Raw genomic sequence first — 25,731 nt, forward strand, 5'->3', positions numbered from 1 at the left:
CCTACTCAACAATATTTAAAATATATTAAACATATACCCATATTTGATGGTAAAAGAAACAAAACACTCACGAAAACAATATTCGCAAGTGTTTTGTGTATTACCTATTCAATTATCACTTCATGACAGGAACCAAACTTTCATATAGCTCAATATACTTTAAGGAAGATGATGTCCAACTGAAGTCTAACTTCATTGCACTTTCGGCCATATTCCTCCATCTTTTCGGCTGGAATTTGTACAGACCTACAGATTGCTCAATGGTATGAAGCATATCGTGTGCATTATAATTCGTAAAACTGAAGCCATTACCTTCACCAGAAAATTGATTATACGGAATGACCGTATCACGGAGTCCGCCAGTTTCCCTAACTAAAGGCAGAGTGCCATAACGGAGCGCTAAGAGCTGGCCGATACCACATGGTTCGAATTGTGACGGCATCAGGAATAAATCTGAACCAGCATATATCCTTCTTGCTAAACCCTCATCAAAATAGGTATTGACTGAAACTTGATTTGGATATTGGTCAGCTAAATGGCGAAATGCCGATTCATATTGCTCATCACCTGTACCTAAAAGAATGAATTGAACCCCTTGTTTCATCATTTCATGAAAAACGTGGAGAATAAGATCGATTCCTTTTTGATCAACCAACCTGGTCACCATTGATAGAACCGGAACCCCATCATTGACAGGAAGATTCAGTGATTCCTGTAGCTGACGTTTATTCTCCATCTTATCCTCATAGCAATCGAATGGAACAGCAAGATGCTCATCTGCCACAGGATTATATTCCTCATAATCGATTCCGTTGATTATCCCTTTAAGGTCACCATTTCTTTTCCGTAAAAACCCATCCAGATTTTCCCCAAAATAGGGACTCTGAATTTCTTCCGCATAACTTGGGCTTACAGTTGTGACTATGTTAGAGAATGCTAATCCTGCTTTCAAATAACTGACATTTCCATGGAATTCAAGACCATCGATATTAAAATATAACTCACTCAAATCCAGTAATTCTGATAAAACAACTTTAGGATAAACGCCTTGATAACGTAAATTATGTATGGTAAATATCGTTTTAATATCCCGGTAGAAAGGATGGTTATGATAATGAGCTTTCAGTAAAACGCTGACAAGGCCCGTTTGCCAATCATGACAGTGTATGACATCAGGCTTTTCTTCTAAATAGGGTAAAGCCTCTAAAATTGCACGGGAAAAGAAGGCGAACCTTTCGCCATCATCGAAGAAACCATAACTCCCATGCCTTTTGAAGTAATATTCATTATCCAGGAAATAATAGGTAATTCCATTAGCAACAAGTTTTTCGATGGCACAAAATTGCTGGCGCCAACCAACAGGAACTTCAATACTCGTCATATGTTCCATTTCCTGTTTGAATTGGTTAGGAAGATCCCCGTATTTAGGGAGGATCACACTAACATGGACTCCCTGTTTTTTCAGCGCTTTCGGGAGCGCGCCAATAACGTCTCCGAGCCCTCCCGTTTTTATAAAAGGGGCGCATTCTGAAGCAGCAAATACAACATTCATTGCCGCACCTCCTCTATTAAATTACTTCCGCTTTCTTTATTACAGTAGGCTGTTTTAAACCAATAACTGATTTTTCACTAGTAATTCTCACTTCTTTATCGGTTATGATATTTTCAATGATAGCCCCTTCTTCAATTACGCCTTTTTGCATGATGATGCTATTTCTTATAATAGCACCCTTTTTCACCTTTACCCCACGGAAAAGTATACTGTTTTCGACAGTCCCTTCAATATCACAACCGTTGGCTATCAATGAATTGGTAACCTTTGAAGAACTTGAATATTTGGTCGGTGCCTCATGTTTGATTTTTGTATAAACATCCCAAGTATCCCCGAAGAAAGATCGAATTACCGAAGGGTTCAGGAAATTCATATTACTGGAATGAAAGCTTTCAATGGAATGGATGAATGGCATATCTCCAGTAAAATTGTAGCCTTTGACGGTAAAACGATGAAGATTGGCTTTCACAGCGTCTTTCAAAAAGTCATATTCCCCACTGGCAACACAACTTTTGATCAAGTTCACCAATAACTTTTTACTTATGATGAATGTTTCTAGACAAACATGGTCACCAGGTCTAGGGATGGTATAAAAGCTAATGTCAGTAATATCTTCATCCGAATCTACCGAGCAAGTGTGATAGATTGGTTTCTCAATCAATTCCCCTACATAATCCTTATATACGACCGTGATATCCGCTTTATGTTTTTTGTGATAATCAAGCACTTCATTAAAATCCAATTTGCAAACATGGCTTCCTGGGGAAATGATGACCGTATCTGCCTGTGCACGTTCGAAAAAGCTGAGATGATCATAGAATTGCTTCATATCGCCCGTTACCGTTTCATCCGGATGGATAGGGGGCAGAATATATAATCCTCCAGAACGCCGATCCAAGTTCCATTCTTTACCTGATCCAAGATGATCCATAACTGAAAGATACTTTTCTTTTGGAAAGACGGCCACTTTTGATACATCTGCATTAATGAGATTCGACATCGTAAAGTCAATCAAACGGTAACGTCCGCCAAATGGCACAGATGCTACATTTCGGTGAGCAGTCAGATCTTTTAAATGTTGTCTTTCATTGATTAAGTTAATAATACCCAACACATTTTCCATAGCATCTTCCCCTTTTTCTAGTTAAGAGTGATCTTTTTTTTGTTTGGATTGATAATGGTCTGATTTTCACCAATTAAGGTGATATCGGATGTAACTGCTGAGTTTCCGACTACGGCACCATCTTCTATAACACAATTGCTGGCTATGATGCTTCTTTCTATATGAACGTTTTCACCAATCGTAACATTAGGCATGATGACTGAATCTTTTATGGTTGAACCATAGCCCACCTGTACATTATAGGATAAAACTGAATGTTCAATGTTCCCATGTATCGTGCACCCTTCATTGATAAGCGACTGACTGACCTCTGCATCCGGTGATATATATTGCGGCGGGTGATTTGCATTGCGGGCAAAAATTTTCCATTGCTGATCATCCAACTGGAAATTTGGCGTATCCTCCAATAAATCCATATGGGCTTGCCAAAGGCTTTCGACCGTTCCAACATCTTTCCAATAATCATTAAAACGATAGGCATATAGCTTTTTTCGGTCTTCAAGCATCTTTGGAATGATGTTGCTGCCGAAATCATTGGAAGAATTTTCATCTTTTTCATCGTTTATTAAATACCGTCTTAGGGTCTTCCAATTGAATAGATAAACTCCCATGGATGCGAGATTACTCTTTGGATACTTTGGTTTTTCATCGAATTGAGTGACTTTATCGTCATCATTGGTATTCATGATTCCGAAACGACTTGCTTCCTGCCATGGCACTTGAATGACAGCTATGGTTGCCTCTGCATTTTTTTCAATGTGATTATCCAGCATCTTACTGTAATCCATCTTATAAATATGGTCACCAGAGAGAATCAATACATGCTCCGGATCATAGTTATCAATGTATTGGATATTTTGATAAACAGCGTTTGCCGTCCCTTTATACCACTCACCACCTTCTTTCCCTTGATAAGGGGGAAGAACGGAAACTCCTCCAACATCCAGATCAAGATCCCAAGCTTTTCCATTACCTACGTAATCATTTAGAATCAATGGCTGGTATTGAGTCAGTACCCCAACCGTATCAATACCAGAATGAGTGCAGTTACTTAATGGAAAATCGATGATTCTATATTTACCGCCAAAGGGGACAGCTGGTTTTGCCAAACCGATTGTCAATTCACCTAACCTTGAACCCTGGCCTCCTGCCAATAACATTGCAATCCATTTTTTCGCTCCCATTATTCGTTCACTCTCCCCCGTCTTTTTTTTGTTTGCTTCATAAATATAGAAATGCCTAATGGAGGTACAGTTATTTCCATGCTAAATGGTTGATTATGGTATGGTTCCTTTTTGACATTAATGGGTTCTTCATTGATCTGGCCCGATCCTCCGAAAGCTACTGAATCACTGCTGAAGACCTCTATATATTTACCATGGGATGGTACACCTATTTGGTAATGAGCATGAGCCTGTGAAGAAAAATTACATACAACTATGCAATAATCGCCTTTGCGTTTACCTTTTCTCATAAAGGTAATGATACTCTGTTTACTATTGTTCGGATCTATCCATTCAAATCCTTCCTGGACATGATCCAGTCTCCAAAGGGAGGAAGTTTGCCTATAAAAATCCTGAAGAGTCCGGAAGTAATATGCCAGCTTTTCGTGGGATTCATATTCCAAAAGCAGCCAATCCAATTGTTCCTCATCCTTCCATTCAATGAACTGGCCAAATTCACCGCCCATAAATAGAAGCTTCTTTCCAGGATGCGTCATGAAATACCCAAAGAGTAACCGTAAATTTGCGAATTTCTGCCAATAGTCACCAGGCATCTTATTCAATAATGACTTCTTGCCATGAACGACTTCATCATGTGAAAATGGCAAGACGAAATTTTCTGAAAATGCATAGAAAAATGAAAAGGTTAAGAGGCTATGATGATATGGCCTTTCATCCGTTTCAAGTTTCATATAACGAATTATATCGTTAGTCCATCCCATATTCCATTTGTAATTAAAGCCTAGTCCTCCTACATCAGTAGGCGAAGTTATAAGTGGCCGATCTGTTGCTTCTTCAGCCATCATTAATGCATTGGGATATTTCTTGAAAACCACTTCGTTAAGTTTTTGCAAAAATTGTATGGCTTCCAGGTTTTCCTCACCGCCAAACTGGTTTTTCAGCTTGACCGGCAATGGATTATCATGATTTAAATAAACCATTGACGAAACCGCATCTACACGGATCCCATCAATATGGTATTCATCCATCCAAAACATTACATTTGATATAAGGAAACTGACTACTTCCGGTTTGGTAAAATCAAAATTGTATGTCCCCCATAACGGGCGATCTGCCCTAGTATGATCAATTGGTTCATAGAGAGGCGTACCATCGAAACGGGAAAGTCCGTGCGCGTCTTTACAAAAATGGGCGGGAACCCAGTCAAGGATTACCCCTATGCCCTTTTGGTGGCAAAGGTTAATTAGATATTTAAAATCTTCCGGAGAACCGTAACGGCTGGTTACGGAATAATAGCCCGTGACTTGGTATCCCCACGATTTATCAAAGGGGTGTTCCATTATGGCCATGAGTTCAATATGTGTAAAACTATTATCAATCACATACTCAACTAATCTATCAGCCAATTCACGGTACGAATAAAATTCGCCATCTTCTCTCTGTTTCCATGTACCTGGGTGCACTTCATAAATGGACATGGGTTTATGATAAATATTTTCCTTTTTCCTATCGGTTATCCACTTCGAATCTTGCCATTCAAAATTATCCAGCCTTTTAATGACCGAGGCTGTATTTGGTCTGATTTCCGAATAAAAGGCATATGGATCTGCTTTTAGGATACGTTTATTTCCAGGTGTATGTATTTCGTATTTATAGAGTTCCCCTTCTTGGAGTCCTGGTACGAATAACACCCAGATACCTGAACGCTCGATCCGTTTCATCGCATGATCTTTTCCGTCCCAATTATTAAAATTACCGACAACTGAAACTTGCTTGGCATGGGGGGCCCAAACGGTGAAGCGTACTCCTTCAATACCTAATGATGTTACAATGTGTGCCCCAAGCATTTTATAGCTTTCATAAAGGGTGCCTTCATGAAACAAATACAAATCGAAATCGCTTGGATAATTCTCTTGCAGCTGGTCCATAATTGTACTCAATAAAACCCCTCCATCAGTATTAACTCGATAGTATTTTACCTATCCTTCCCCAGTTATTATATATATTCGGTGAAAATGATATTAATCCTTCAAATGGAGGTGAATATATTGTAATAATTGCCCGTTTTTTTGAAAATTAAAACATTTTTTTGCGAAAAATAGCCATTTAATGTAAAAAAAATATTATTCCAAAAAAAGCTCTCCCCATTTTTCGGGAAGAGCTTTATGGTATCAAGCATGAATTCTTCATGTTATTTGTTCAGTTCGAATCATGGAAGTCTTCGTCAAGAATAAATATGATAATGAGACTGACCATGCCAAAGGAGTATTCCTGTTTGGAATATTCCTGCCTCCTATATATAATTCAGGAACTTCCCAATTTTCCGGAATGATCATTTTTGTTTTATCTAAATATTCCTTCACTTTGTTCATCATGCCAAGTTCAAGGTAGCATAAGCCCAACCATGGAAGCCCGAAACACCATTCCGCTTCTAGTCCGTCATTATAATAAAGGTCCTTTTCATATCTAATACAACCTTTTGTTCTTTCTAGGCGCTCTGTGACATTCTTCAATATTTTAAGGGCTATTTCACGATCTACTAGCCGATAAGGATAAATTAAGGATAAAAGAGCTAAATCCGTCTCTTTTGAATAACTTTCCTTAGGAAGCAGGAAACGAAGGGTTTCTTCTCCCTTTTTGATCAGTCCCTCCTTAACGTTGACCAGCATTTTGACTGAATTCAAACCAGCAACGCATGCACCTATGCTTGAAGCGTGGATTTCAATATTCTCTTCCCACATCCCGTTATCTTCCGACTGCCAATATTGCAGGCATTCCAAGTAATTGACCAACTTTTGAACGATTTGTAAATCACGTTGATTTCTTATCACCTTTTTACCATGCCTATATCCTTCACCGACACCCCATAAGAAGGCACCTATCGCATCATTTTGAGCGTGCCCCCACTCATCTGGCAGTTCTTTAAGTTCAGTGGAATATCGTGCATGGATATGTTCAAAAAGAAACTGGGGTTTCTGTTCTGTATGAATATCTATCTTCCACTCATAGGATTGAAATAAGTCGAATAATGCATGATATGCTTTCTCGTAACGATTGGATGGATCATTTATAAAAGGTAATACCGTATAAACGACGTCTCTAATCCAGACATAATTATAATCATCGGAAACGCTTGCAGTATACGCGCCATTAGGAAGCCGCATGCGGTCAAGAACCTCTAGTGCACCATTTATATTCATTAATTGAACACCTCCATAGTTATTTGCTTATTCCCATTGTTGACAGACTCCCATTTTCTAAACGTTGGTTGTTTCAATTTCAATTAGAAGCGCTTTCAATTCAATTAACCAAAACGACTTATCAGAAGTTCATTCACCCTAGCTTATGTAATCACTGCCCTTTTTGATAATCAAGCTTCCAATGTTCATTAAAAAGCGTCATTTGCCTAACCGAAATGAACAGACTCAAAAAGTTGCCTATTATGGAATTTCCTTAAGAAAATATAAAACCAGTAATGGCAATCCATTACTGGTTTTATCGGTCTATCATTTAAATGTTTAGTACTTATTAAAAGAAAAATCGTAATATCATCAAGGAAAGAACGCCAATCATAACCGTCCCCAACAGACTCCTCGTAAAAATGGCAACCAGGAAAGCTGGTAAAGCTGCTGCCAAATTCAAAGCATTATCCTTAATTGAGAATACCTGTTCCGAAAATAGAAGTTCTTGAGCCAACAACGCTGCCATTACAGCCACTGGCACATGTTTCAGCCAATCGATGCCCCACTCAGGAATCTGCATTTTACTAAGCAGCATCAAAGGGACGACCCTAGGTAAGAAAGTTACAATCGAAGTACCTATGATGACAGCAAGGATATATCCACTTATCTCCATTTTCCAATCACCATCCCTATCGTTGAAGCTACAACCGTTGCAACTATGACGCCAGTACTGCCTGGAAAGAAGAAATTTACTGAAACAACGATTAATATGCTGCTAAAAGCGACTACAAAATCTATAAAAAACTCCTTTTTACTTAAAATCTGCAAAACTAAAAGACCGATAAACATCGCAGGCAGGGCGAAGTCCATTCCATATTTTTCGGGATCCGGAATCCATTGTCCAAAAAAACCTCCGGCCATATTTGCAATGAACCAATTTAAATAAGCTGCAAGATTCAGTCCAAGCATCCATTTAAAGTCGATTTGTTTCTTTTTCTGTGCTGCTGTGACGGCCACTCCAAATGTTTCATCAGTTAATAAGGCTCCAGTTATCAGGTTTTGTTTCAAACTCTGATGTCTGAAATAGGGAGCCAATGCTGCACTAAGTAATAAATGACGACTGTTAACAAAAAAAATCGTAAAAATAATGGCTGATACTGGATGACTTGCAGCTATCATTCCTGCCGCTATGAATTGTCCGGAACCTGCATAGAGTAAAAGAGACATAAGCGCCACTTCAATCATGGTTAATCCTGATGTTTTTTCGACGACCCCTGCAGCAAAACCGATACTTAAATATCCCAATAATGTAGGTATACAATCCTTAACTCCTTGCCAAAAACCTTCCGCTTCATTAACTTCGGAAAAACCACCGCTCTTCCATTCAGCACTATCCTCACTCATATGAATTCCCCCCTTGTTTTAATAAGTTTCTTCAATTAGTTTCCAACTTGCCGAGCAGAATTGGTAACTCACTATATATTTGAATGATTTCTTCTATCCGCATCCTCACTAAACCACTGGAAGAAGGTGCAACGAATTCCAGGGTACGATCCGATATGGGATTTTCTTGCAATCCCCAAGAGACATTCCGTAATTGACGATATTCCTGATAGACACCCTTGCCTACAAAACAGACAAGTTTAGGTTTATACTTTTCAATTTTCCTTTTTAATTGCGTCCTTCCTTTTATGTACTCTTCTTTTGTGATTTCGTCAGCACCTTTTGTAGGCCTCGAAACGATATTGGTAAAACCATAACCTAAATCCAATAATGACGAATCTTCAGTTGGGTGATACTTCCTTGGTGTCAGACCGGATTCAAAGAGGATTTTCCAAAAACGATTGTTTGGATTCGCATAATGATGACCTGTCTCTCCGGACCGGATGCTTGGATTGAAACCAATGAACAATATATCCATATTTTCTTTCAAATGATCTGAGATGCCTTCCATTTTAAAACTCCTTTTCATTTCTCTTATATAATTATTGTACAAAACTGAAAAATATTTAACTACCTTTTCCGCCACATTAACAAACATATATCCAGATATTATCGATTTCATTTGGTTGAACGGTAAAGCTCCAAACTATAGTGATAACCTGAAAAATGGAATAAAAAACCTATTACTTCGCATGAAATTAGCATTTAAACAAGAAAAAACCATATTTATGTCTCTTTCTCGACATAAATATGGTTTCGAAGTTTTTAGAAAGCAAATGATCCCGATCGTTTGAATTCTACCTGAATAAGCATTATTTACATGACGGTCATTCCCTATTTCTCCAGGTGGAACCATTAATTTTGCCTGTTTCAAGTTTTTTTACATATTGTTACACAAGAATCTTTATTGTGACAAATTAATTATTAATGACCGATCATTTCTCAAACTCACCATCACACCAATTGCCCTTTAATTCAGCGTAAAGCAGAATGCAATAAGTGCCTTCTGTAATGCCATCTTTTTAATTTTCCCAATAGGAGTCATGGGGAGATCTTCCAAAAAGACAAAAAAATCAGGTATTTTATAATTTGCTATAAGATCTTCCATGAATCGCCTAATGGATTCCTCTGTTTCTTCTTTTGCAGGTTTCAGTTTAATAGCAGCACAGGAAACCTCTCCCATAACTGTATCCGGCAGTCCAATAATGGCTACTCCAATACACTTTGATGCTTATATAGCAATTCTTCAATTTCGCGGGGATATATATTATAACCGCCTCTAATGATCACCTCTTTTTTTCTTCCTACAATTCGGAGATACCCCTCCTCATCCATCGTTCCGAGATCACCTGTATGAAACCATCCATCTGAATCGATGGCTTCACTAGTTTTTTCTGGCATTTCAAAATATCCTTTCATCACGCAGGGGCTTCGACAGATTATCTCTCCAATTCCACCTGAAGGCATTTCATTTCTATTTGCATCAATAATTTTCACTTCTGAACCGGATGTTGGCTTGCCAACTGTTTGTGAGCGGATAGAATCATCATCTTCCAATGATGTCACTGTAAGGGTGAAAGATGTCTCTGTTGAACCATATGCAACAACAACATTGCACCCCATTTCCATTCTTATTTTTCTGACGATTTCTTCAGGACATGGTGCTGCATCAATAATTCCAGTTCTTAGCGAGGATAAGTCCATATCACCAAATCCAGGGTGATTCAACTCCAAAATGAACATGGTTGGGACTCCGTTATGAATCGTTATTTTCTCTTGTTCTATTAGTCTTAAGGCCTCGGATGCTTTAAACTCTTCGAGCAAAACCATCCTCGCCCCCGCCTCAATGGCCGGAATGATCGATGCAGCCATTCCGAATATATGGAATACAGGTACTGGGATAAAAAATACATCCTCTTTTGAACTTTCAAGTGCAGCATTGGTTAACTGAGCAGTTTTAATACATTATAGTGACTCAGCATAACTCCTTTTGGATAACCGGTCGTTCCTGATGTATAAAGAATGGAAAATATATCTTCATGGGTATCGATCCCCATCTCGGGGAATGTCCTACACTTACCTATCTCCATTAAATCATCCAAAGATTTGAAACCTACTGCGTGAAATCGAACAGTAAAGATTTGCTTTAGCCCTCCCTCAATTAAAGTGTTATTCAACTTATTCCTAAAAATGTCCATATGATCATATTTGTCTATTAGAAATACTGCTTTAGCCCTTGAATTTTCTAATATGTACATGAGCTCTTCCTCTTTATATCTTGTATTACAAGGAACAATGATCGCTCCAATTTTCGCAAGGCTGAATGTAATCGTTAAGAATTCATGCCAATTCGGCAAGCAGACCATCACTCGATCTCCTTTTATATTATTTAAATGAACAAGCGCTGAAGATAGATTTTCCACTTCCGAGTACAATTCACCAAAAGTAATTCGCCTACACCCATCGAATACAGCTTCCTTTTCTGGTTCCGACCTGTAAGCATCCTCAAATATGGTGTACAGTTATTGTATATCCTTCATCTTCATAGCCCCTTTCTGTAATCGCTTTCATATAAATCAAAGCATCTTTCTAATACGTTTATTAATTGAATATTCCGTGTATTAAGTATAAAAAAATAGTGCAGAGAAAAATACCTGCACCACGAAGGAAATAGAATAAAGTTTTCCGTCATTATGTAGAATTACAGATTTATGATGTCACTTAATTTAAATGCAAGTTGTAAATTAAATCTCTCTTGGGGACTTGTTAATTCGATATCTAATAGGCTTTGGATTTTTCCCATTCTATATTGCAGTGTACTGCGGTGAATGTAAAGCTCCGCTGACGTTTCCTTCATGCTTCCGTTATTATTTAAATAGGCACGGAGTGTATGATAGAGAGTATTATTTTTATCATGAGAATTATTTAAAATCGGTCCAAGATATTTTTTAATAAATATTCGGGTCGAGGAGATGTTCTTTATGTAAAAGTGGGTAGGCACCAAGTTCATCATAAAAGACAAATTTCGACTCTTGCTGCTGATTAATAATTACATTTTGAGCTTCTACAGCTTGTTGTTATGAAACGTAATAATCAGCAATTGACAATGTCTTACCGCCAATACCTAAATAAAAAGGCTTTACCCATTCTTTTTTGTTCCACTTCTTCAAAGAACTGAAGAGTTTTGTCCAAAAATCTTTTGGATCACCTTTCTCTTTTGAAATTGGAACGATCAATATAAAAAAATCTCCTTTTGTGGCATATAAAATATCTTTATCAAAAGCTGTCACCCACTCCCTCAACCGATTGAATAATAAAGTTTTTTTTCTCTTGATGCACAATTATCCCGTTGTCAGATTCAACTTCGTTAGCATGATTAAAAGCGAATACAGAAATACGGTGTGGCAAAAATAAAATCCAGTTGAATACATTTGCATATTGAATGATTTCCTCTTCATTTATCATATTGGGCAGCAACAATTTATGAATGAATCCATCTTTTACCTGTTCTTTCGCGTCAAATACAAGCTTCTGTTTTATAAATTGTAAAGAATATATATTTCTAGCGATATCAACACTTAGCTTAAAGAAGTCATCCACATCATTTGACTCGACGAGGAGAGTCAAATGTCCGAGCAGATCTCCTCCATGATTGATTGGCCATGTCATCAATATCTTTTCCGATTCAGCCAGGGAAGCTTTCCATACCTCTTGGGCTTGTCCTTGGAATACCTGGGATGTGGCTCTTTCAATAAGAAAATGATAATCTTCTTTATCCGACAGGTGCATGCAATGTGCAATTGGTCGCATGAACCGATCAAAAAGTATGACCGAACTTGTAAAAAGCTCGCTTATAGTGGTGGTTATTCCTATAAAACCGTCTTGCTTAATTGTTTCTTTAACTAAAACCTGCTGATAATCCAGCAGCATATGCAATCTTTGTTTATGCTCCTTTTCGCTTTCAAATAATCTAATATTTTCAATTAAAGCTGCCATATGTTGAGCTAATAATTTCAAGGTTTGTAAATCTTCCGCTGTGTATATTCCGTTGTTCATTTCCTTGTTTTCTACATGGAGCACACCAATCGTTTTCAAATTAATCGTTAAGGAAACCGTTAATGCTGGTCCTCCCCATTCAGCCAAATAGGGAAAGTAGTCAATTAGTTTATTAATTTTGGGAATGATCTTTTTTAATGCCAGTGGCCGTCCAAAACATGGTTCTTGTAAAATGAAACGATTATCCTTTTCTAAATATAAATAGACACAGGCCCTTTTTGATTGCGTTCCTTTTCCTGCTCTTTCTATTATTTTTCCAATGATTCTTTCTATTGGTGAATTAACGGACAAGCTTTCCGTAACCCATTCAATTCCAGTTTTCTTTTGTTCTTCTCTTTGCTTTGCTAGTTTGATCGCAACGGCAATATCCTTTCCAAAGTCCGTGAAAATCAAAAACATTTCGTCATATAAAGGGACCAAATCTTTAAAACCAATCAAACAAACACCTGACGAACCATAATCCCTTTTAAAAGGGACAATGAACCATGACTGTAAATTTTCTTTTCTGATTACATCCGTTAATTCATATATACGCTCCACTTCCGGATTGGAAAAGGCCAGGGGATATTCTAAAAGGTTTGAACTGTCATCACTCATGTTGATGGGGAAATTATTCAGGAATACTCCGATTCACCATTGATTACTTTTGGAACTAAATTTCCCTTTTCATTTAAAAGGATACAGACAAAGTCACAGTTCAAATCCGATTGAAATGAATCTATTAGAAACTTTAATGACTCTTCTTCTGTATCGAACATAATAAGCTGCCTAGCCGTTACACGAAGATGATGGTCAATTTTTCTTTCTACGTAAATTCCAATCAAACTCCCCCCTTCTGTATAATTTGTAACAAGACCCTTTTATACCAATATTAACATAGCTCCTCCTATCAATTATTTTCCCCAATGGATAGAATGAATGATTAATATGTATTACCCGTAAGACTTTCATTCATCATTTATGCTTAATAAACCAGTCGGTACGGATCAGATATGACGTTCCGTGAGCATCGAGGAATTTCAGTGAAAGGAATGTATAAAAACTGGAGAATAAAGAGGCATTTCAAATGCATACAAGAAACTGCCACCTCATAGATGGCTGGCCTATTGCGTGTTATCACACGAATATATATCACTTGATTTAGTGGAATGGTAACGATTGTCGAGATTGCTTTCCCAACCTGGACCGTTTCTGTTAATCGAAGTGTATCTTCGGTTATTTCATATAACACTTCCTCAAATAAATCACTGCTCGTAGTTAATTCGACCATATTCCTAATGCAATGTCATAATTGTCTATAAAAAATACTAGCTAATATTGGAGTTCAAATAGGCAAGGATATAAGAGATTAATTATTGAAGTTATTGTAAAAAACATAGTACTGCTTATTGTATTATATGAAAGTACAATTCAATCTTTTGATCAGCAACAGGCCATAAATTAATGGTTCTGCTGCTGTTTTAAAATTATTCAGATCTCTCATGATGGATGACTTTATTATAGGGGGTATTAAGGAGAATCAATTATATAGATATTGGAGGCATTAGTCTCTCGTTTATTAAGAGGGCTAAAAAACCTTTATTAAAACCGCAACAACTTTAAAGAAGAATCCCTTTTGGCAAATGACTAAACTCGTAGGCATTTAAGTACCTACGAGTTTTATGTTGCATATCAGAATATGCTTTTGTATAAATTCTTTTCTCTCAAACTTGCGAATCAAGAAACATTCTGCCGTTGTTCGATATGTTCATGTTTTCTCGCATTGGACATCTTATTGACGGTAAGAAGAATTCCAGAAAGCCATATAATCACGATGCCTATATAGATATATATATGGGCTTCAATCGGAATCCAAGTAGCTAATAATGTTCTTAGATTGATTAAGATAATGAATCCACCCACTAAAACACCCATTAATTGAGCAGGAAGCATCCTGACGAGCCAGGCTGCAATTGGTGCAGCAACCACTCCACCAATTATCAACGCTGCGACCCATAGCCAATTGACAGCTTCCCATCCAAGTGAAATGATAAAACCAAGGCTACCAAAGAAAGCAATGGCAAATTCACTCGTGTCCACAGTCCCTACGGCTTTTCTCGCCGTCATGCCTTTTTTTGACAACAAAACGGGCGTTGCAATCGGGCCCCAACCGCCTCCGCCTGTTGCATCACAAAAGCCAGCAACAAGGCCTAACGGAATGGACTGTTTTGCGGTCAATGGCTTTACAGTTTCATTTTCCTTCGATGGTTTAAAAATAAATAAAAAACGGAATAAAACGTATACACCAAGGCCAAATAAGAATATGGCAATATACGGTTTAGCTAATTCGGCTGGCAGGTTGCTCAGGAAACATGCACCTACAAATGCACCAACTGAACCTGGAATGATCAAGCGATAGACCATATTTTTATCCACATTCCCAAACTTAATATGTGAAGCTCCGGATACTGCTGTGGTGACTACTTCCGATAAATGAACAGACGCTGATGCTACTGCAGGGGCAATCCCGAATGTCAACAATAAGGACGTGGAACTCACTCCATACCCCATTCCAAGCGAACCATCGATTAATTGGGCTAAAAACCCGATAAAGGCCAAAACGATTAACTTTTTCATGACATTCCCCTTTTTTCACTAAAATAACCTCTATAACATCGATCCGATGGTACCGTTTGCCTGTATAAATCAATTTGATTTCCATTAAGACACAAAGAGGCACCTAACCAAAATGAAATGAAATGTTGGTTAGGTGCCTTCAGTTTTTCTGATCAGCCCAATGATATATTTTCTTCAGCTTCTACTGGTAAAAGCCTAGCTAAAAAACGATATCTTTCTTTTAGGGAATATTTATAAATATCCCCTATTGAATCTTTCAGTAACTTAGATTTTTCCTCTTTTGAAAATGAACCATTTTTTATTATCATCCTTACTTCAAAGAGGAATTCTAAATATTCTTCATATGATTCATCATATACTTTACCTAGGTCATTCCGTATTTTTTTTGCGAGCGTTGGACTTGCTCCATTGGTAGAAACACTTATGGAAAGCATGCCTCTATTCAATGTGGCCGGAATATGAAAATTACCCAGCTCATGATTACTAATAACGTTCACCAGCTGACTTTGGGATGCACTCTCATACACTCGTTCATTAACTTCGGTAGAATTTGTTGCAACAATGATTAAAAATGCATCTTTATAGTCAGTTTCTTCCACTTCTTTAAGTAAAACTTGAATCTTACCTTCTTTCTCCAACAGTTGAAAACCTGTGCATATCTCGGGGCTTATGACGGTCACTTCAGCACCAGCTTCCAATAAGGGGCCCGCTTTAAAGTAACCTATTTTACCACCGCCGATGATGACACACTTTCTGTTCTCAATATTAAGCGTAATTGGATACATAAGCTCCCTCCCCACTCACTTCATGAATTCGTTCCGAAATTGCTTGTTCAATCTTTGGATGATAACCTAGATATCGGCAAAGTATGAATTTCTGCTGTCCCTTTTTTTGGATCTTTTTTATTCCCTTTTCGATGGACTGCATTAAGAGACCGGTAAACAATAGGTAAGGAATGATAAATACTTGGTTTGGTCGGGATGCCTCTGCGAATTCCAAGGCTTCTCCAAAGCTTGGTGTGGCAGCTGTCAAATAACACTCTTGCACTCGGATTTTTGGAAACCTGTTCTTTAGCAACTCGGCCAATCGAGACAAATCCCTTTTTACGTCGGGATCACTGCTGCCCCTTCCAACCAATAAAACCAAGGAATCCTCCGTAACCCTTACATTTGTTTCCTCCAACCGCTCCACTAAAATGTCAACCATTTTGTTACTGACACCAATCGGCCTTCCGTATTTCAAGTCAACGGCAGGGTACCGTTCTTTCATTTTGTTCAATATGACTGGAATATCATGTTTTGCATGTACAGCTGTTAGCAATAGGATTGGAATGGCAATGATTCTCGTTGCACCTTTTTGCACGCATCGTTCGTATGCCTTTTCTATCGTAGGAGTTTCCAATTCTAAGAAACAATACTCCTGAATCGTATTTGGCTGTGCTTTCATACAAACTTTAATAAAATCAATGGCTTGGGCTGAAGCTTCTTTAACACGGCTTCCATGGCAGATATATAAAATGGCTTCCATTAATAAGCCTCATTAGCCAATAAATTTTCGGTTTGTTTACCTTCAAACCATTTGATTTTTTCTCGTAAATTAACGACATCTCCCACAACTATCATGCATGGATTCGAAATCTGTTCGTTATTGGCGGTTGCCACTACATTAGCCAAAGTACTGACAGCTGTTTTTTGCGTTTTTAATGTCCCCCAATGAATAAGGGCAACAGGAGTCTCTGGACTTTTTCCATGCTCCAAAAGTTTTCCTTGAATATAGGGCAGGTTTTTAACACCCATGTAAATGGCCAATGTATCGATTCCTTTTGCAAGGGATTCCCACTTGATATTATCCTCTTCATCCTTTTTCCGATGACCGGTAATAATTGCAAAAGATGAAGCGTGGTCCCTATGTGTAACTGGAATTCCCGCATAAGCTGTAGCGGCGATTCCAGCCGTAATTCCTGGAACGATTTCAAAGCTCACGCCACTTTTGGAAAGGGCTTCCGCTTCCTCACCGCCTCTACCAAAGACGAATGGATCGCCGCCTTTCAAACGGGTGACTATTTTCCCCTTTTTTGCATATTTGACCAGGAACCGATTGATGGTATCCTGCTGCAACAAATGATAATCCGGCAGTTTACCGCAATTAATCAGCTCTACACCATCTTTTGCATAATTCAAAAGTTCTTTGTTGACAAGTCGATCATATAAAATGACATCAGCTTCTTGAATGCATTTTAATCCTTTTAATGTAATTAAATCTGGATCTCCGGGACCGGCTCCTACTAGATATACTTTCCCCATTTTTGCAACCTGCCTTCCCTTAGAGAATTGTTTCGAATTCCGATAAAACGAAACCTGCTCCATTTTTAATTTTCCTTTTTTCGTATAATGAGATGTCATACACTTCAGGCATTTTTAAAAAATGTTTTTCCAGCTCGATATCAACAAGTTCAAACGCCTTTTCATCCGAATCGGCTACAATGATGACATGGATTGGTTTTTCCTTTATAGTGACTTCGAAACGGTATAGATTCATGGATTGCTTACCTTCCCCTATTAAACGGCCACTTTCGTTAATATATCATCAAACTTGCTTTGTAACTGGGATATCCCTACCCTTTCCACAAAATCAAGAAAGGTTTCGGATAGAAGTTTTGTTTCATTGAAAAATAGGATCAGTTCTTTCAAAACATGATAGAGCTGTTCAGCTTCCACTTTTCCTTTAAGTTTTTCATTGAACTTCCCACCCTCATTCAGCGTTCCTCCGACGTATATTTCAAAAGCCTCGACCATCTTTTTATCCTGATTTTTCATTTTTATGCCTTGAAGCCCAATTTCGGCGATGGCTCTTTGACCGCAATTATTCGGACAACCAACCATATGCATCCTTACAGGAACATCAAGATCTATTTCCTTGTCCAATGATTCAGAAATGGTCCTCATTCGGTTTTTTGTTTCAACGAGTGCTAGGTTGCAATACTCGATGCCTGTACAAGAAACGGAATAACCAATGAATTTTTTTGGTTGATATGGAAATCTTTCGAAGATGGATTCCTGTTTTAATTCCTCAAGTTTTGCATCCGGCACATTTGGAATGATAAGATTTTGAGAATTACAGTTGCGGATTTCACCATTTCCATATTTCTTCGCAAGTTCTGCAAACTCGATCACTTCGTCTGGATTCAGACGCCCAATTGGTATATTGACTCCAACATAGTTCAGACCATCTTGTTTTTGTTTATGGATGCCGTAGAAATAACCTGCATTCCATCCCTTCACCGCGCTTTCACCCTTTTCAGGAAGCGGACCGGTGTACTCCAGCAATTTTTCCTTGAATTGTTCAGGACCCCAATCAGCGACAAGGAATTTCAATCGCGAGCGATGACGTTTTTCACGGTATCCAAAGTCACGGAATATCGTCGTGATGGCTGCCGCTACTTCGACTGTTTTTTCAGGTAAAATGAATAGGTCAAGTTCTTCTGCCAGCATCGGAACGGAGGATAGCCCTCCGCCTACTTTTACGTGAAAACCAACTTCCGTTACTCCATTAATTACTTTAGTAGCTGGATTGAATGAAACACAGTTGATTTCAGCATTTGAAGCATTATGGATATTAGCACTTATGGACATTTTATATTTCCTTGGAAGGTTCGAATAGTCTTCGTTAAGGCGGAAATACTCAAATACATCGTAAAGTACCTCACGTGTATCAAAAAGTTCGTCAGGATCGATTCCTGCTAATGCATTACCGATGATATTACGTGTGATATCACCACATGCACCTGCTGTAGTCATTCCAACCTTTTCCAAGCGGTTTAAGATATCCGGGACTTGTTCGATGGTCAACCAGTGGAATTGAATGGCTTGACGGGTTGTAATGTCGTATACATCCCGCCCATAATCTTTAGCGATGTTAGCTAGAGCTATTTGTTGATCATAAGTCAGGATACCCCCGGGAATAACGACACGCATCATCCAGTAACCTGCTTCTTTTGGCCGTTGCAGGTATAGACCTGCCCACTTGAACATATCCCAATTCTCTTTAGGGATGGAATCAAAACCATTTGCAGCGTAATGTGGAATGTCATCGAATATCTTCAATCCGTCTTTTTCCAATTTCCAGATTTCCGTTTTATTTTTAGAGATTAGTGGATTTTCCGACCAAAATTTCTCGTAAACCATTACATTTCCTCCTTGATTAGATCGCTTTCTTTGCTGTCAAATAGCTGATTACTTGTTCAACGCATTCTTCAATGCTGTATTGGTCGGATTCTAAAATGATTTCCGGTTGTTCAGGTTCTTCGTATGGAGAGTCGATTCCGGTAAAATCTTTAATGATGCCTTTACGCGCCTTGTCATAAAGACCTTTTGGATCACGCACTTCGCACTCTTCGATCGGACACTTTATGTATACTTCAATAAACTCACCTTCATCGAGTAAATCACGTACAATCTTCCGATCTGCCCTGAAAGGTGATATGAAAGCGGTCAATACGAATTGACCACTATCCACGAATAACTTGGAAACCTCACCGATTCGCCTAATATTCTCGGTTCGATCCTCTTCAGAAAAACCTAAATCTTTATTTAATCCGTGGCGGATATTATCACCATCCAAAACGTAACTTCGAATCTTCCGGTTATATAACTCTTTAGCGACCGCGTTCGCAATTGTTGATTTTCCGGAACCCGAGAGCCCTGTAAACCATAGAACTGTGCTTTCATGCCCGTTCTGCTTCCGGCGGAGCTCCTTGGTCAATGACGTTTCATGCCAAGTGACATTCGTACTTTTACTCATATAATATTCCCCCTCTTCATGTGATCCTTCAATTTATGTCCAATCAGTTATAAACTTCATTCTTTTTTAGACCTTCGATCAACACCTCGATGACTTCTTTACGGCTAAAGGTAGCTGGAGGAATTTCACCATTACGCAACATTTCCCTTACCTTCGTTCCAGACAGGATGACACGGTCTTCCTTGCCATGCGGACAAGTTTTAGCAGAAGCCATATTGCCACATGCTTTACAGTAAAAACTATGTTCAAAGAATAATAGCGTGATCCCTAGCTCATCTGCGTTAAAATTCCCAAAGATTTTTTGAGCATCATATGTGCCATAATAATCGCCCACACCCGCATGATCACGTCCGACGATAAAATGGGTGCAACCATAATTTTTACGGACCATCGCATGGAAAATGGCCTCTCTAGGACCTGCATAACGCATGGCAGCAGGGAAAACTGCAAGGGAGACACGATCCTTGGGATAATATTTTTCAAGTAGCACTTTATAACTTTCCATTCTTACATCTGCCGGAATGTCATCGGATTTAGTGGCACCTACCAAAGGGTTTAAGAATAAGCCATCGACAATCTCCAACGCTGTCTTTTGAATGTATTCATGTGCGCGGTGAACAGGGTTCCTCGTTTGGAAACCGACAACCGTTTCCCAGCCTTTTTCAGCAAAGGTTTTCCTTGTCTCGACTGGGTCCAGGTAATGAGCTTGAAATAGCGGACGCTCTATTCTCTTGATCAACTTTATTTCCCCGCCGACATATACATCCCCGCGGTTATATAAATTTTTCACTCCAGGATGCTTCTCATCATCCGTTTGATATACTAATGTTGCTTCCAATTGCTTATCTGGAGTGTAAATATCGGAAACGGATAGGACCCCGTATGTTACACCTTCATGTGTCAACGTTACTTCTTCACCTATAGTTAGGGTTCCTGCAGTATCTTCGGTCAACGGCAGCGTAATCGGGATACTCCATACATGCCCACTGCTAAGTCTCATATCCTTGACCACTGTCTCATAGTCACTTTTTGTAAAGAATCCTTTAATCGGACTGTAGGCACCAGTTCCTATCAATTCAAGATCACTTAAAGCAATTTCATCGATTTCGATCGACTTTGTTATTTTACTAAAATCATATTTTGGTTCCCAAAGATCGATTAATGTTCCTCCGTGCGGTAGACTGATCGTCATGCTAATTTCCCCCTATGGTTTCTATTTAATTTAAGATAAATGCAATCCACATTCCGTTTTTTGAGCTCCTTGCCAACGGCCTGAGCGTAAATCATCTGCATTGAAGGCAGGTGCGGTACACGTTTTACATCCAATACTCGGATATCCATTATCATGCAGGATATTATATGGAAGTCCGTTTTTATGAGCGTAGCGCCAAACATCTTTCCATGACCAATGTATGAGTGGACATATTTTAACTGACTTGAACTTATTATCCTTATTGACATACTCGGTCATGGCCCTTGTTTCGGATTGCTCCCTCCGCAGTCCTGAAAGCCAGGCTGTTGCCGTTGAAAGCACATCTGTAAGCGGAATGATTTTACGGATGTTACAGCACTTATTGGAATCACTTAGCCATAATTCATCCCCATATTCCGCTGCTTGTTCCTCAAGCGTCAAGGCAGGTTTCTTCATTTCGATCGAAAGCTTTGGATATCGCTTTTTCACTTGCTCGATCAATTGGTAAGTTTCCTCAAAATGAACATCCGTATCAAGGAAAACTATTTTTGCCGAAGGATTGACCTTCGCCAATAAATCAGTGAGCACGATGCCCTCAATACCAAAACTACAAGCATAAATCAGTTCGTTCCCATAATGGTCATTCGCCCATTGCAAAACTTCCAAAGCACCTTTTGTCTCACTGTCTTCAGGAAATGCAGGTAAATCCCCTTTGTTAAAATTGTCATAATTTATTAATGCAGCCAACTTCGTAGCCCCCTCTAAAAACTTGCTGTATCAGGTTAGAGTAACTGTTTATCAATACCCGTTGTAATCCTCTCCAGTTTATTTGATTCTAGGAAAAAGAGACGAATCTAACCAATACTCTCTTTATATCAGTTAAACCCGCCTCTAGTTTTTCTAGTCAGCAGATACCTTATTTAATTCTTAATTTTTCATTTCTTTCCATTTGAATGATTTTACCATCCTGGACAATAAGTGTAATGGATCCATATTTCATTGAATTAAGCATTTCTTGAAGTCTTTCAAATATTTCTTCAAGCTGATTCTCTTTATCCAAACCAGTTCCTCCTTTAAGAAAATCCGCGAATATTTTATTTATTAACGCTGATTACATGAATTTCTTAGATTTATATAATTCCATACAACCTTACATTGTTATGGATTGCCTACAGTTTTTCAAAAAAACAAAAATCTTTCCATGATGGAAAGATCCCAAGGTAAATATCTTTACCTTATCTACCAAAATGATCAACATTTTGTTGGAGGTAGCACCTTGCATCCATCATGCAGGTTGCTGGACTTCAAAGGGCCAATTCCCTCCGTCGCTCTGGATAAGTTTTATTATTTTAAATATTAACATATATTTAATCCTTGTCAATGGAGTTTTCTTATAAAATAACTTGGTTTAATATTATGGATGAACTGTTATTTTTATACACACTATTCAAGTTATAATTTAATGTTCATATAAATACGAAAATAGACTCGTCTTTTTAGATAAGATCTCCAAAAAAATAAGTCTATTTTCATAAATACGCTTATTATTGGCCCCAGTCATTACTTGAAGTCATTAATTTCTTAACTGTATCGCTTCTACAAATTCTTGTACTTGACTCTGGACGCGATCCATTAAATGCAAATCATTAATCGGTTTTTCTGAATTCTGTTTATCTATTTCCTTATCAACAAAATAAATGCCCTGTAGCGGTTCGCCTTTTAATATTGAAATTAATGGTTTTAGCGCATAGTCAATCGCCAATAGGTGCCTGTTACTTCCACCAATCATGATTGGCAGCACTGGCTTACCCTTAAAAGAACCTTCTGGCAGCAAATCAATCAAGGCTTTCAATACACCTGTATAAGAAGCCTTATAAACCGGTGAACCAATAATGATCCCTCTGGCTGCTTGAATTCTCTCTGAAAGCTTTAAGATATCTTCGCTATTATATTTCCCTTGGAATAAATCTTCTGCTGAGAAATCCGTAATTGAGAAATAAGCTGTGTTATATCCTTCGTTTTCGACTAATGATTGAATATGTTTTAGTGAAATGTCCGTTCTTGATGGAATAGCAGGACTTCCTGATAAAATTACGATATCGCTCATTTAATACCCCTCCAACGTAACATGATTTCCAGATAAAATCTTCGTAAAGCATTTCGTACCGTATGCATTTATCGTAATAGTCTGAAAAATATATGTCAAATCTTACACTCGGGTTTAATAAATTCATCAGTTGGCTTCTGCGACTCTGAATAAAAATAAGACGGTCATATTTGTGTCTTGGTGCTCATGCCCTTCAATATGACCGTTTCATTATGTATGATTTTGTTTACCATGAATACCATATACTAAAAGTTGAGCAATGCTCTTAATTCGTTCAGAAGTAAAATATGGCTCCTTTTTTTGCTGATGGATCTCATAATGTGTAGACAATGCCAATGTTAAAGAAATGATCCCTACATTTAATAGGATAATATCTGAGATATACTGTATCTCTCCGCTATCTATTCTCTTCTGTATTTCAAGATGCTTGGCATTTGGTTTGAAAATCTGATCTACATATTGCTTTGAAATATCTTGATCGAATTGTGTTTCTCTAAATAATATCGAAAACTGTTCTTTATTATCAAGAATTTTTTCTATCATGGTGCAAACATGGTTCTCCACTAGATCATCCGTAGATAGATGACTAGTCCCATCTTCAGATTCCTCTTTTTCATTAGGGGTAATTGTAGCCAAAAGCAAATCTTTTTTGCTGTCAAAGTATTTGTAAATAGTAGCTTCGGAAACATTGCATGCAGAGGCAATTTCATTCGTTCTTGTCATGTCGAAACCTTTAGTGGCAAAAAGAGTCCGGGCTACATTTATGATTCGTTCTTTGGTTTGCTGCCCTTTTTTCAAAAATATCAACCTTCTTTTATAATGATAAGACCGGTTTCACCAATCTATTTTCCATGATATCCCGATGGTATCAATCGGTCAACATAATACCATTGATCTATTAGAATTCAATATTCCCATATATCATAAATAGAAAACATCGTCCCCATCAGACGATGTTTTCTTTTTCAGAAAATCACTTAAAAGATGCATAGCCATCATCGACCATGACTACACTTCCATTAATCGCATCCGCTTCCTCTAACGATAATAGATAGACGGCATTTGCAATGGCTTCTGGCTTAATTAATTTACCGCGTATTTGACTTGCATTCAATTTATCGATGATTCCCATATCCTTATAGCCTTGTATGATAGGAGTATCAACCCCACCTGGTGCAATGCCCACAACGCGTATGCCATAAGCACCCAATTCCAAAGCTGCTGTCTGTGTCATCATTCTTACAGCGCCTTTAGTCGCCTGATAGGCAAAAGTCCCGTGGGAAGCTAAGTAGCCAAACACTGAAGCGGTATTTATAATGACACCCTTGTTACCTAGCTCCTTCATTTTCCGCCCTGCTGCCATGATTCCAAAGGCAACTCCGTGTTGGTTTACTCCAATCGTTTTGAAGTAGCCTTCCATATCTTGATCGAGGATCATACCGCCTGCACCAATGCCCGCATTATTAAACATGATATCGACCCCTCCGAATGTATTCACTGCTTTATTGATTAACGATTCAACATCCTCCTGCTTAGAAACATCCGTTTTAACAAAAATGGCCTCTCCACCATTCGCCGTTATCTGTTCAACAGTTTCCTGTGCCATTTCTTCATTAAAATCCGCAACAACGACCTTGTCCCCTTTTGCTGCGAATTTCAAGCATGTTGCTCGGCCAATTCCACTTGCTCCTCCTGTAATAACTGCAACTCTTGCTGTCATATACATTCCCCTTTCTACACCAACAATAAGTAAGTAATCACTTACTTATTAAGTATAAAAGTTAAGAATATTAAATTCAAGCAATATGCATCTATTTTATGGCCTTTTGGGTTTCCAAAAGTAAAGCTGTCCTAATATTAGGACAGCTTCATTTGTTTAGCAGGTTTTCAATTCGACCTTACTTACGGATGTCTTCACCATTTCAATGAAAAGTTGGAGAAAACGATCATCACCTGTTAATTCAGGATGAAACGCACTGACGAGGACATGGTCTTGTCTCGCTGCCACTACATTCTCTTCATAAACAGCCAATACTTCTACACCTTTTCCAATTCCATCAGCAAACGGTGCCCGGATGAAAACTGCCTTATAAGGCTCTTCCATTCCTTTGATTGATAGTTCAGCCTCGAAACTATCCCTTTGACGTCCAAATCCGTTCCTTTTCACGGATATGTCCATTAGTCCAAGGTAGGCCTTCTCGTCGCCAGTCAATTCATTGGCCGCCAATACCATCCCTGCACATGTACCGAAAATAGGCTTTTTACCTTCGAAGAAAGTTTTGATCGGTTCCATAAATCCATAACGATCCATAAGCTTCCTCATCGTAGTGCTTTCTCCGCCCGGAATGATCAATCCATCGATTTCCAGTAACTGTTCCGGTTTTTTTACTATAATTGCTTGTTCGCCTGCAGCTTTAATTTGGTTCAAATGTTCTTCAATTGCTCCCTGTAACCCCAAAACACCGATAGTTATCAT

Annotated in this window: 29 protein-coding genes and 1 riboswitch; all 29 genes read right to left on the reverse strand. The window is 38.4% G+C overall.

Annotated features, from left to right (window positions below):
• Positions 1–115 precede the first annotated feature (115 nt).
• The 29 genes from glgA to pdxT all read right to left on the reverse strand — a co-directional run bounded on the left by glgA (position 116) and on the right by pdxT (position 25,731).
• Positions 116–1,552, reverse strand: coding sequence for a glycogen synthase GlgA (gene glgA / locus IOC57_RS12440; protein ID WP_207439020.1), 1,437 nt, complete (start codon positions 1,550–1,552; stop codon positions 116–118).
• Positions 1,553–1,568: 16 nt separating this feature from the next.
• A complete protein-coding gene (gene glgD / locus IOC57_RS12445; protein ID WP_207439021.1) occupies positions 1,569–2,675 on the reverse strand; it encodes a glucose-1-phosphate adenylyltransferase subunit GlgD in 1,107 nt (368 codons plus the stop codon).
• A gap of 17 nt (positions 2,676–2,692) precedes the next feature.
• The gene (locus tag IOC57_RS12450; RefSeq protein WP_286184799.1) at positions 2,693–3,859 is read right to left on the reverse strand and encodes a glucose-1-phosphate adenylyltransferase; all 1,167 of its coding nucleotides are present in this window, start codon (positions 3,857–3,859) and stop codon (positions 2,693–2,695) included.
• Positions 3,859–5,787 carry a 1,4-alpha-glucan branching protein GlgB gene (gene glgB / locus IOC57_RS12455; protein WP_207439053.1) on the reverse strand — a complete coding sequence of 643 codons (1,929 nt, stop codon included), beginning with the start codon at positions 5,785–5,787 and terminating at the stop codon, positions 3,859–3,861. The genes IOC57_RS12450 and glgB overlap by 1 nt, the downstream gene beginning before the upstream one ends.
• A 258-nt stretch (positions 5,788–6,045) precedes the next feature.
• Positions 6,046–7,059, reverse strand: a complete 1,014-nt coding sequence (locus IOC57_RS12460; protein WP_207439022.1) for a glycoside hydrolase family 15 protein — start codon at positions 7,057–7,059, stop codon at positions 6,046–6,048.
• Positions 7,060–7,387: 328 nt separating this feature from the next.
• Entirely contained in the window at positions 7,388–7,714 is a 327-nt protein-coding gene (locus tag IOC57_RS12465; RefSeq protein ID WP_207439023.1) for an AzlD domain-containing protein, read from the reverse strand.
• A complete protein-coding gene (locus IOC57_RS12470) occupies positions 7,705–8,445 on the reverse strand; it encodes an AzlC family ABC transporter permease (RefSeq protein WP_207439024.1) in 741 nt (246 codons plus the stop codon). The genes IOC57_RS12465 and IOC57_RS12470 overlap by 10 nt, the downstream gene beginning before the upstream one ends.
• A 31-nt stretch (positions 8,446–8,476) precedes the next feature.
• Complete coding sequence (locus IOC57_RS12475; RefSeq protein WP_207439025.1) at positions 8,477–8,995, reverse strand: mismatch-specific DNA-glycosylase; 519 nt, start codon at positions 8,993–8,995, stop codon at positions 8,477–8,479.
• A 459-nt stretch (positions 8,996–9,454) separates the two neighbouring features.
• The gene (locus IOC57_RS25865; protein WP_286184800.1) at positions 9,455–9,667 is read right to left on the reverse strand and encodes an AMP-binding enzyme; all 213 of its coding nucleotides are present in this window, start codon (positions 9,665–9,667) and stop codon (positions 9,455–9,457) included.
• Between the two features lie 26 nt (positions 9,668–9,693).
• Entirely contained in the window at positions 9,694–10,356 is a 663-nt protein-coding gene (locus IOC57_RS25870) for a class I adenylate-forming enzyme family protein (RefSeq protein ID WP_286184801.1), read from the reverse strand.
• 71 nt (positions 10,357–10,427) lie between these two features.
• A complete protein-coding gene (locus tag IOC57_RS25875) occupies positions 10,428–11,006 on the reverse strand; it encodes an AMP-binding protein (protein ID WP_286184806.1) in 579 nt (192 codons plus the stop codon).
• A 179-nt stretch (positions 11,007–11,185) separates the two neighbouring features.
• Positions 11,186–11,497 (reverse strand): helix-turn-helix domain-containing protein, encoded by a 312-nt coding sequence (locus tag IOC57_RS26520; protein ID WP_396020810.1) that lies wholly within the window; start codon positions 11,495–11,497, stop codon positions 11,186–11,188.
• 64 nt (positions 11,498–11,561) lie between these two features.
• A complete protein-coding gene (locus IOC57_RS12490) occupies positions 11,562–11,774 on the reverse strand; it encodes a hypothetical protein (protein ID WP_207439027.1) in 213 nt (70 codons plus the stop codon).
• Positions 11,761–13,137, reverse strand: coding sequence for a GAF domain-containing protein (locus IOC57_RS12495; protein ID WP_207439028.1), 1,377 nt, complete (start codon positions 13,135–13,137; stop codon positions 11,761–11,763). The genes IOC57_RS12490 and IOC57_RS12495 overlap by 14 nt, the downstream gene beginning before the upstream one ends.
• 17 nt (positions 13,138–13,154) lie before the next feature.
• The gene (locus IOC57_RS12500; RefSeq protein WP_207439029.1) at positions 13,155–13,364 is read right to left on the reverse strand and encodes a hypothetical protein; all 210 of its coding nucleotides are present in this window, start codon (positions 13,362–13,364) and stop codon (positions 13,155–13,157) included.
• An 892-nt stretch (positions 13,365–14,256) separates the two neighbouring features.
• Positions 14,257–15,156, reverse strand: a complete 900-nt coding sequence (locus IOC57_RS12505) for a sulfite exporter TauE/SafE family protein (protein WP_207439030.1) — start codon at positions 15,154–15,156, stop codon at positions 14,257–14,259.
• Between the two features lie 152 nt (positions 15,157–15,308).
• Positions 15,309–15,941, reverse strand: coding sequence for an NAD(P)-binding protein (locus tag IOC57_RS12510; protein WP_207439031.1), 633 nt, complete (start codon positions 15,939–15,941; stop codon positions 15,309–15,311).
• Positions 15,922–16,683: a sirohydrochlorin chelatase gene (locus IOC57_RS12515; protein ID WP_207439032.1), complete on the reverse strand. Its 762-nt coding sequence runs from the start codon at positions 16,681–16,683 to the stop codon at positions 15,922–15,924. The genes IOC57_RS12510 and IOC57_RS12515 overlap by 20 nt, the downstream gene beginning before the upstream one ends.
• Positions 16,683–17,459, reverse strand: coding sequence for a uroporphyrinogen-III C-methyltransferase (cobA, locus tag IOC57_RS12520; RefSeq protein WP_207439033.1), 777 nt, complete (start codon positions 17,457–17,459; stop codon positions 16,683–16,685). Before cobA ends, IOC57_RS12515 begins: the two co-directional genes overlap by 1 nt.
• 19 nt (positions 17,460–17,478) lie before the next feature.
• Positions 17,479–17,694 (reverse strand): DUF3906 family protein, encoded by a 216-nt coding sequence (locus IOC57_RS12525; RefSeq protein ID WP_207439034.1) that lies wholly within the window; start codon positions 17,692–17,694, stop codon positions 17,479–17,481.
• Positions 17,695–17,714: 20 nt separating this feature from the next.
• On the reverse strand, positions 17,715–19,340 hold the full coding sequence (locus IOC57_RS12530; protein WP_207439035.1) for a nitrite/sulfite reductase: 1,626 nt from the start codon (positions 19,338–19,340) through the stop codon (positions 17,715–17,717).
• A 16-nt stretch (positions 19,341–19,356) separates the two neighbouring features.
• Positions 19,357–19,956 carry an adenylyl-sulfate kinase gene (gene cysC, locus IOC57_RS12535; RefSeq protein WP_207439036.1) on the reverse strand — a complete coding sequence of 200 codons (600 nt, stop codon included), beginning with the start codon at positions 19,954–19,956 and terminating at the stop codon, positions 19,357–19,359.
• 43 nt (positions 19,957–19,999) lie between these two features.
• Positions 20,000–21,148: a sulfate adenylyltransferase gene (sat, locus tag IOC57_RS12540; protein WP_207439037.1), complete on the reverse strand. Its 1,149-nt coding sequence runs from the start codon at positions 21,146–21,148 to the stop codon at positions 20,000–20,002.
• A gap of 30 nt (positions 21,149–21,178) precedes the next feature.
• On the reverse strand, positions 21,179–21,883 hold the full coding sequence (locus IOC57_RS12545) for a phosphoadenylyl-sulfate reductase (protein WP_207439054.1): 705 nt from the start codon (positions 21,881–21,883) through the stop codon (positions 21,179–21,181).
• Between the two features lie 181 nt (positions 21,884–22,064).
• On the reverse strand, positions 22,065–22,208 hold the full coding sequence (locus IOC57_RS12550) for a YezD family protein (RefSeq protein ID WP_072273036.1): 144 nt from the start codon (positions 22,206–22,208) through the stop codon (positions 22,065–22,067).
• A gap of 172 nt (positions 22,209–22,380) precedes the next feature.
• Positions 22,381–22,489: riboswitch (SAM riboswitch) on the reverse strand.
• A 232-nt stretch (positions 22,490–22,721) separates the two neighbouring features.
• Entirely contained in the window at positions 22,722–23,255 is a 534-nt protein-coding gene (ssuE, locus tag IOC57_RS12555) for an NADPH-dependent FMN reductase (protein ID WP_207439038.1), read from the reverse strand.
• A gap of 210 nt (positions 23,256–23,465) precedes the next feature.
• Entirely contained in the window at positions 23,466–24,053 is a 588-nt protein-coding gene (locus tag IOC57_RS12560; protein WP_207439039.1) for a TetR/AcrR family transcriptional regulator, read from the reverse strand.
• Positions 24,054–24,228: 175 nt separating this feature from the next.
• Entirely contained in the window at positions 24,229–24,975 is a 747-nt protein-coding gene (locus tag IOC57_RS12565; protein ID WP_207439040.1) for an SDR family NAD(P)-dependent oxidoreductase, read from the reverse strand.
• Between the two features lie 156 nt (positions 24,976–25,131).
• Complete coding sequence (gene pdxT, locus IOC57_RS12570; RefSeq protein WP_207439055.1) at positions 25,132–25,731, reverse strand: pyridoxal 5'-phosphate synthase glutaminase subunit PdxT; 600 nt, start codon at positions 25,729–25,731, stop codon at positions 25,132–25,134.

Source organism: Bacillus sp. SD075, from assembly GCF_017355165.1.
Taxonomy (GTDB): domain Bacteria; phylum Bacillota; class Bacilli; order Bacillales; family DSM-1321; genus Peribacillus.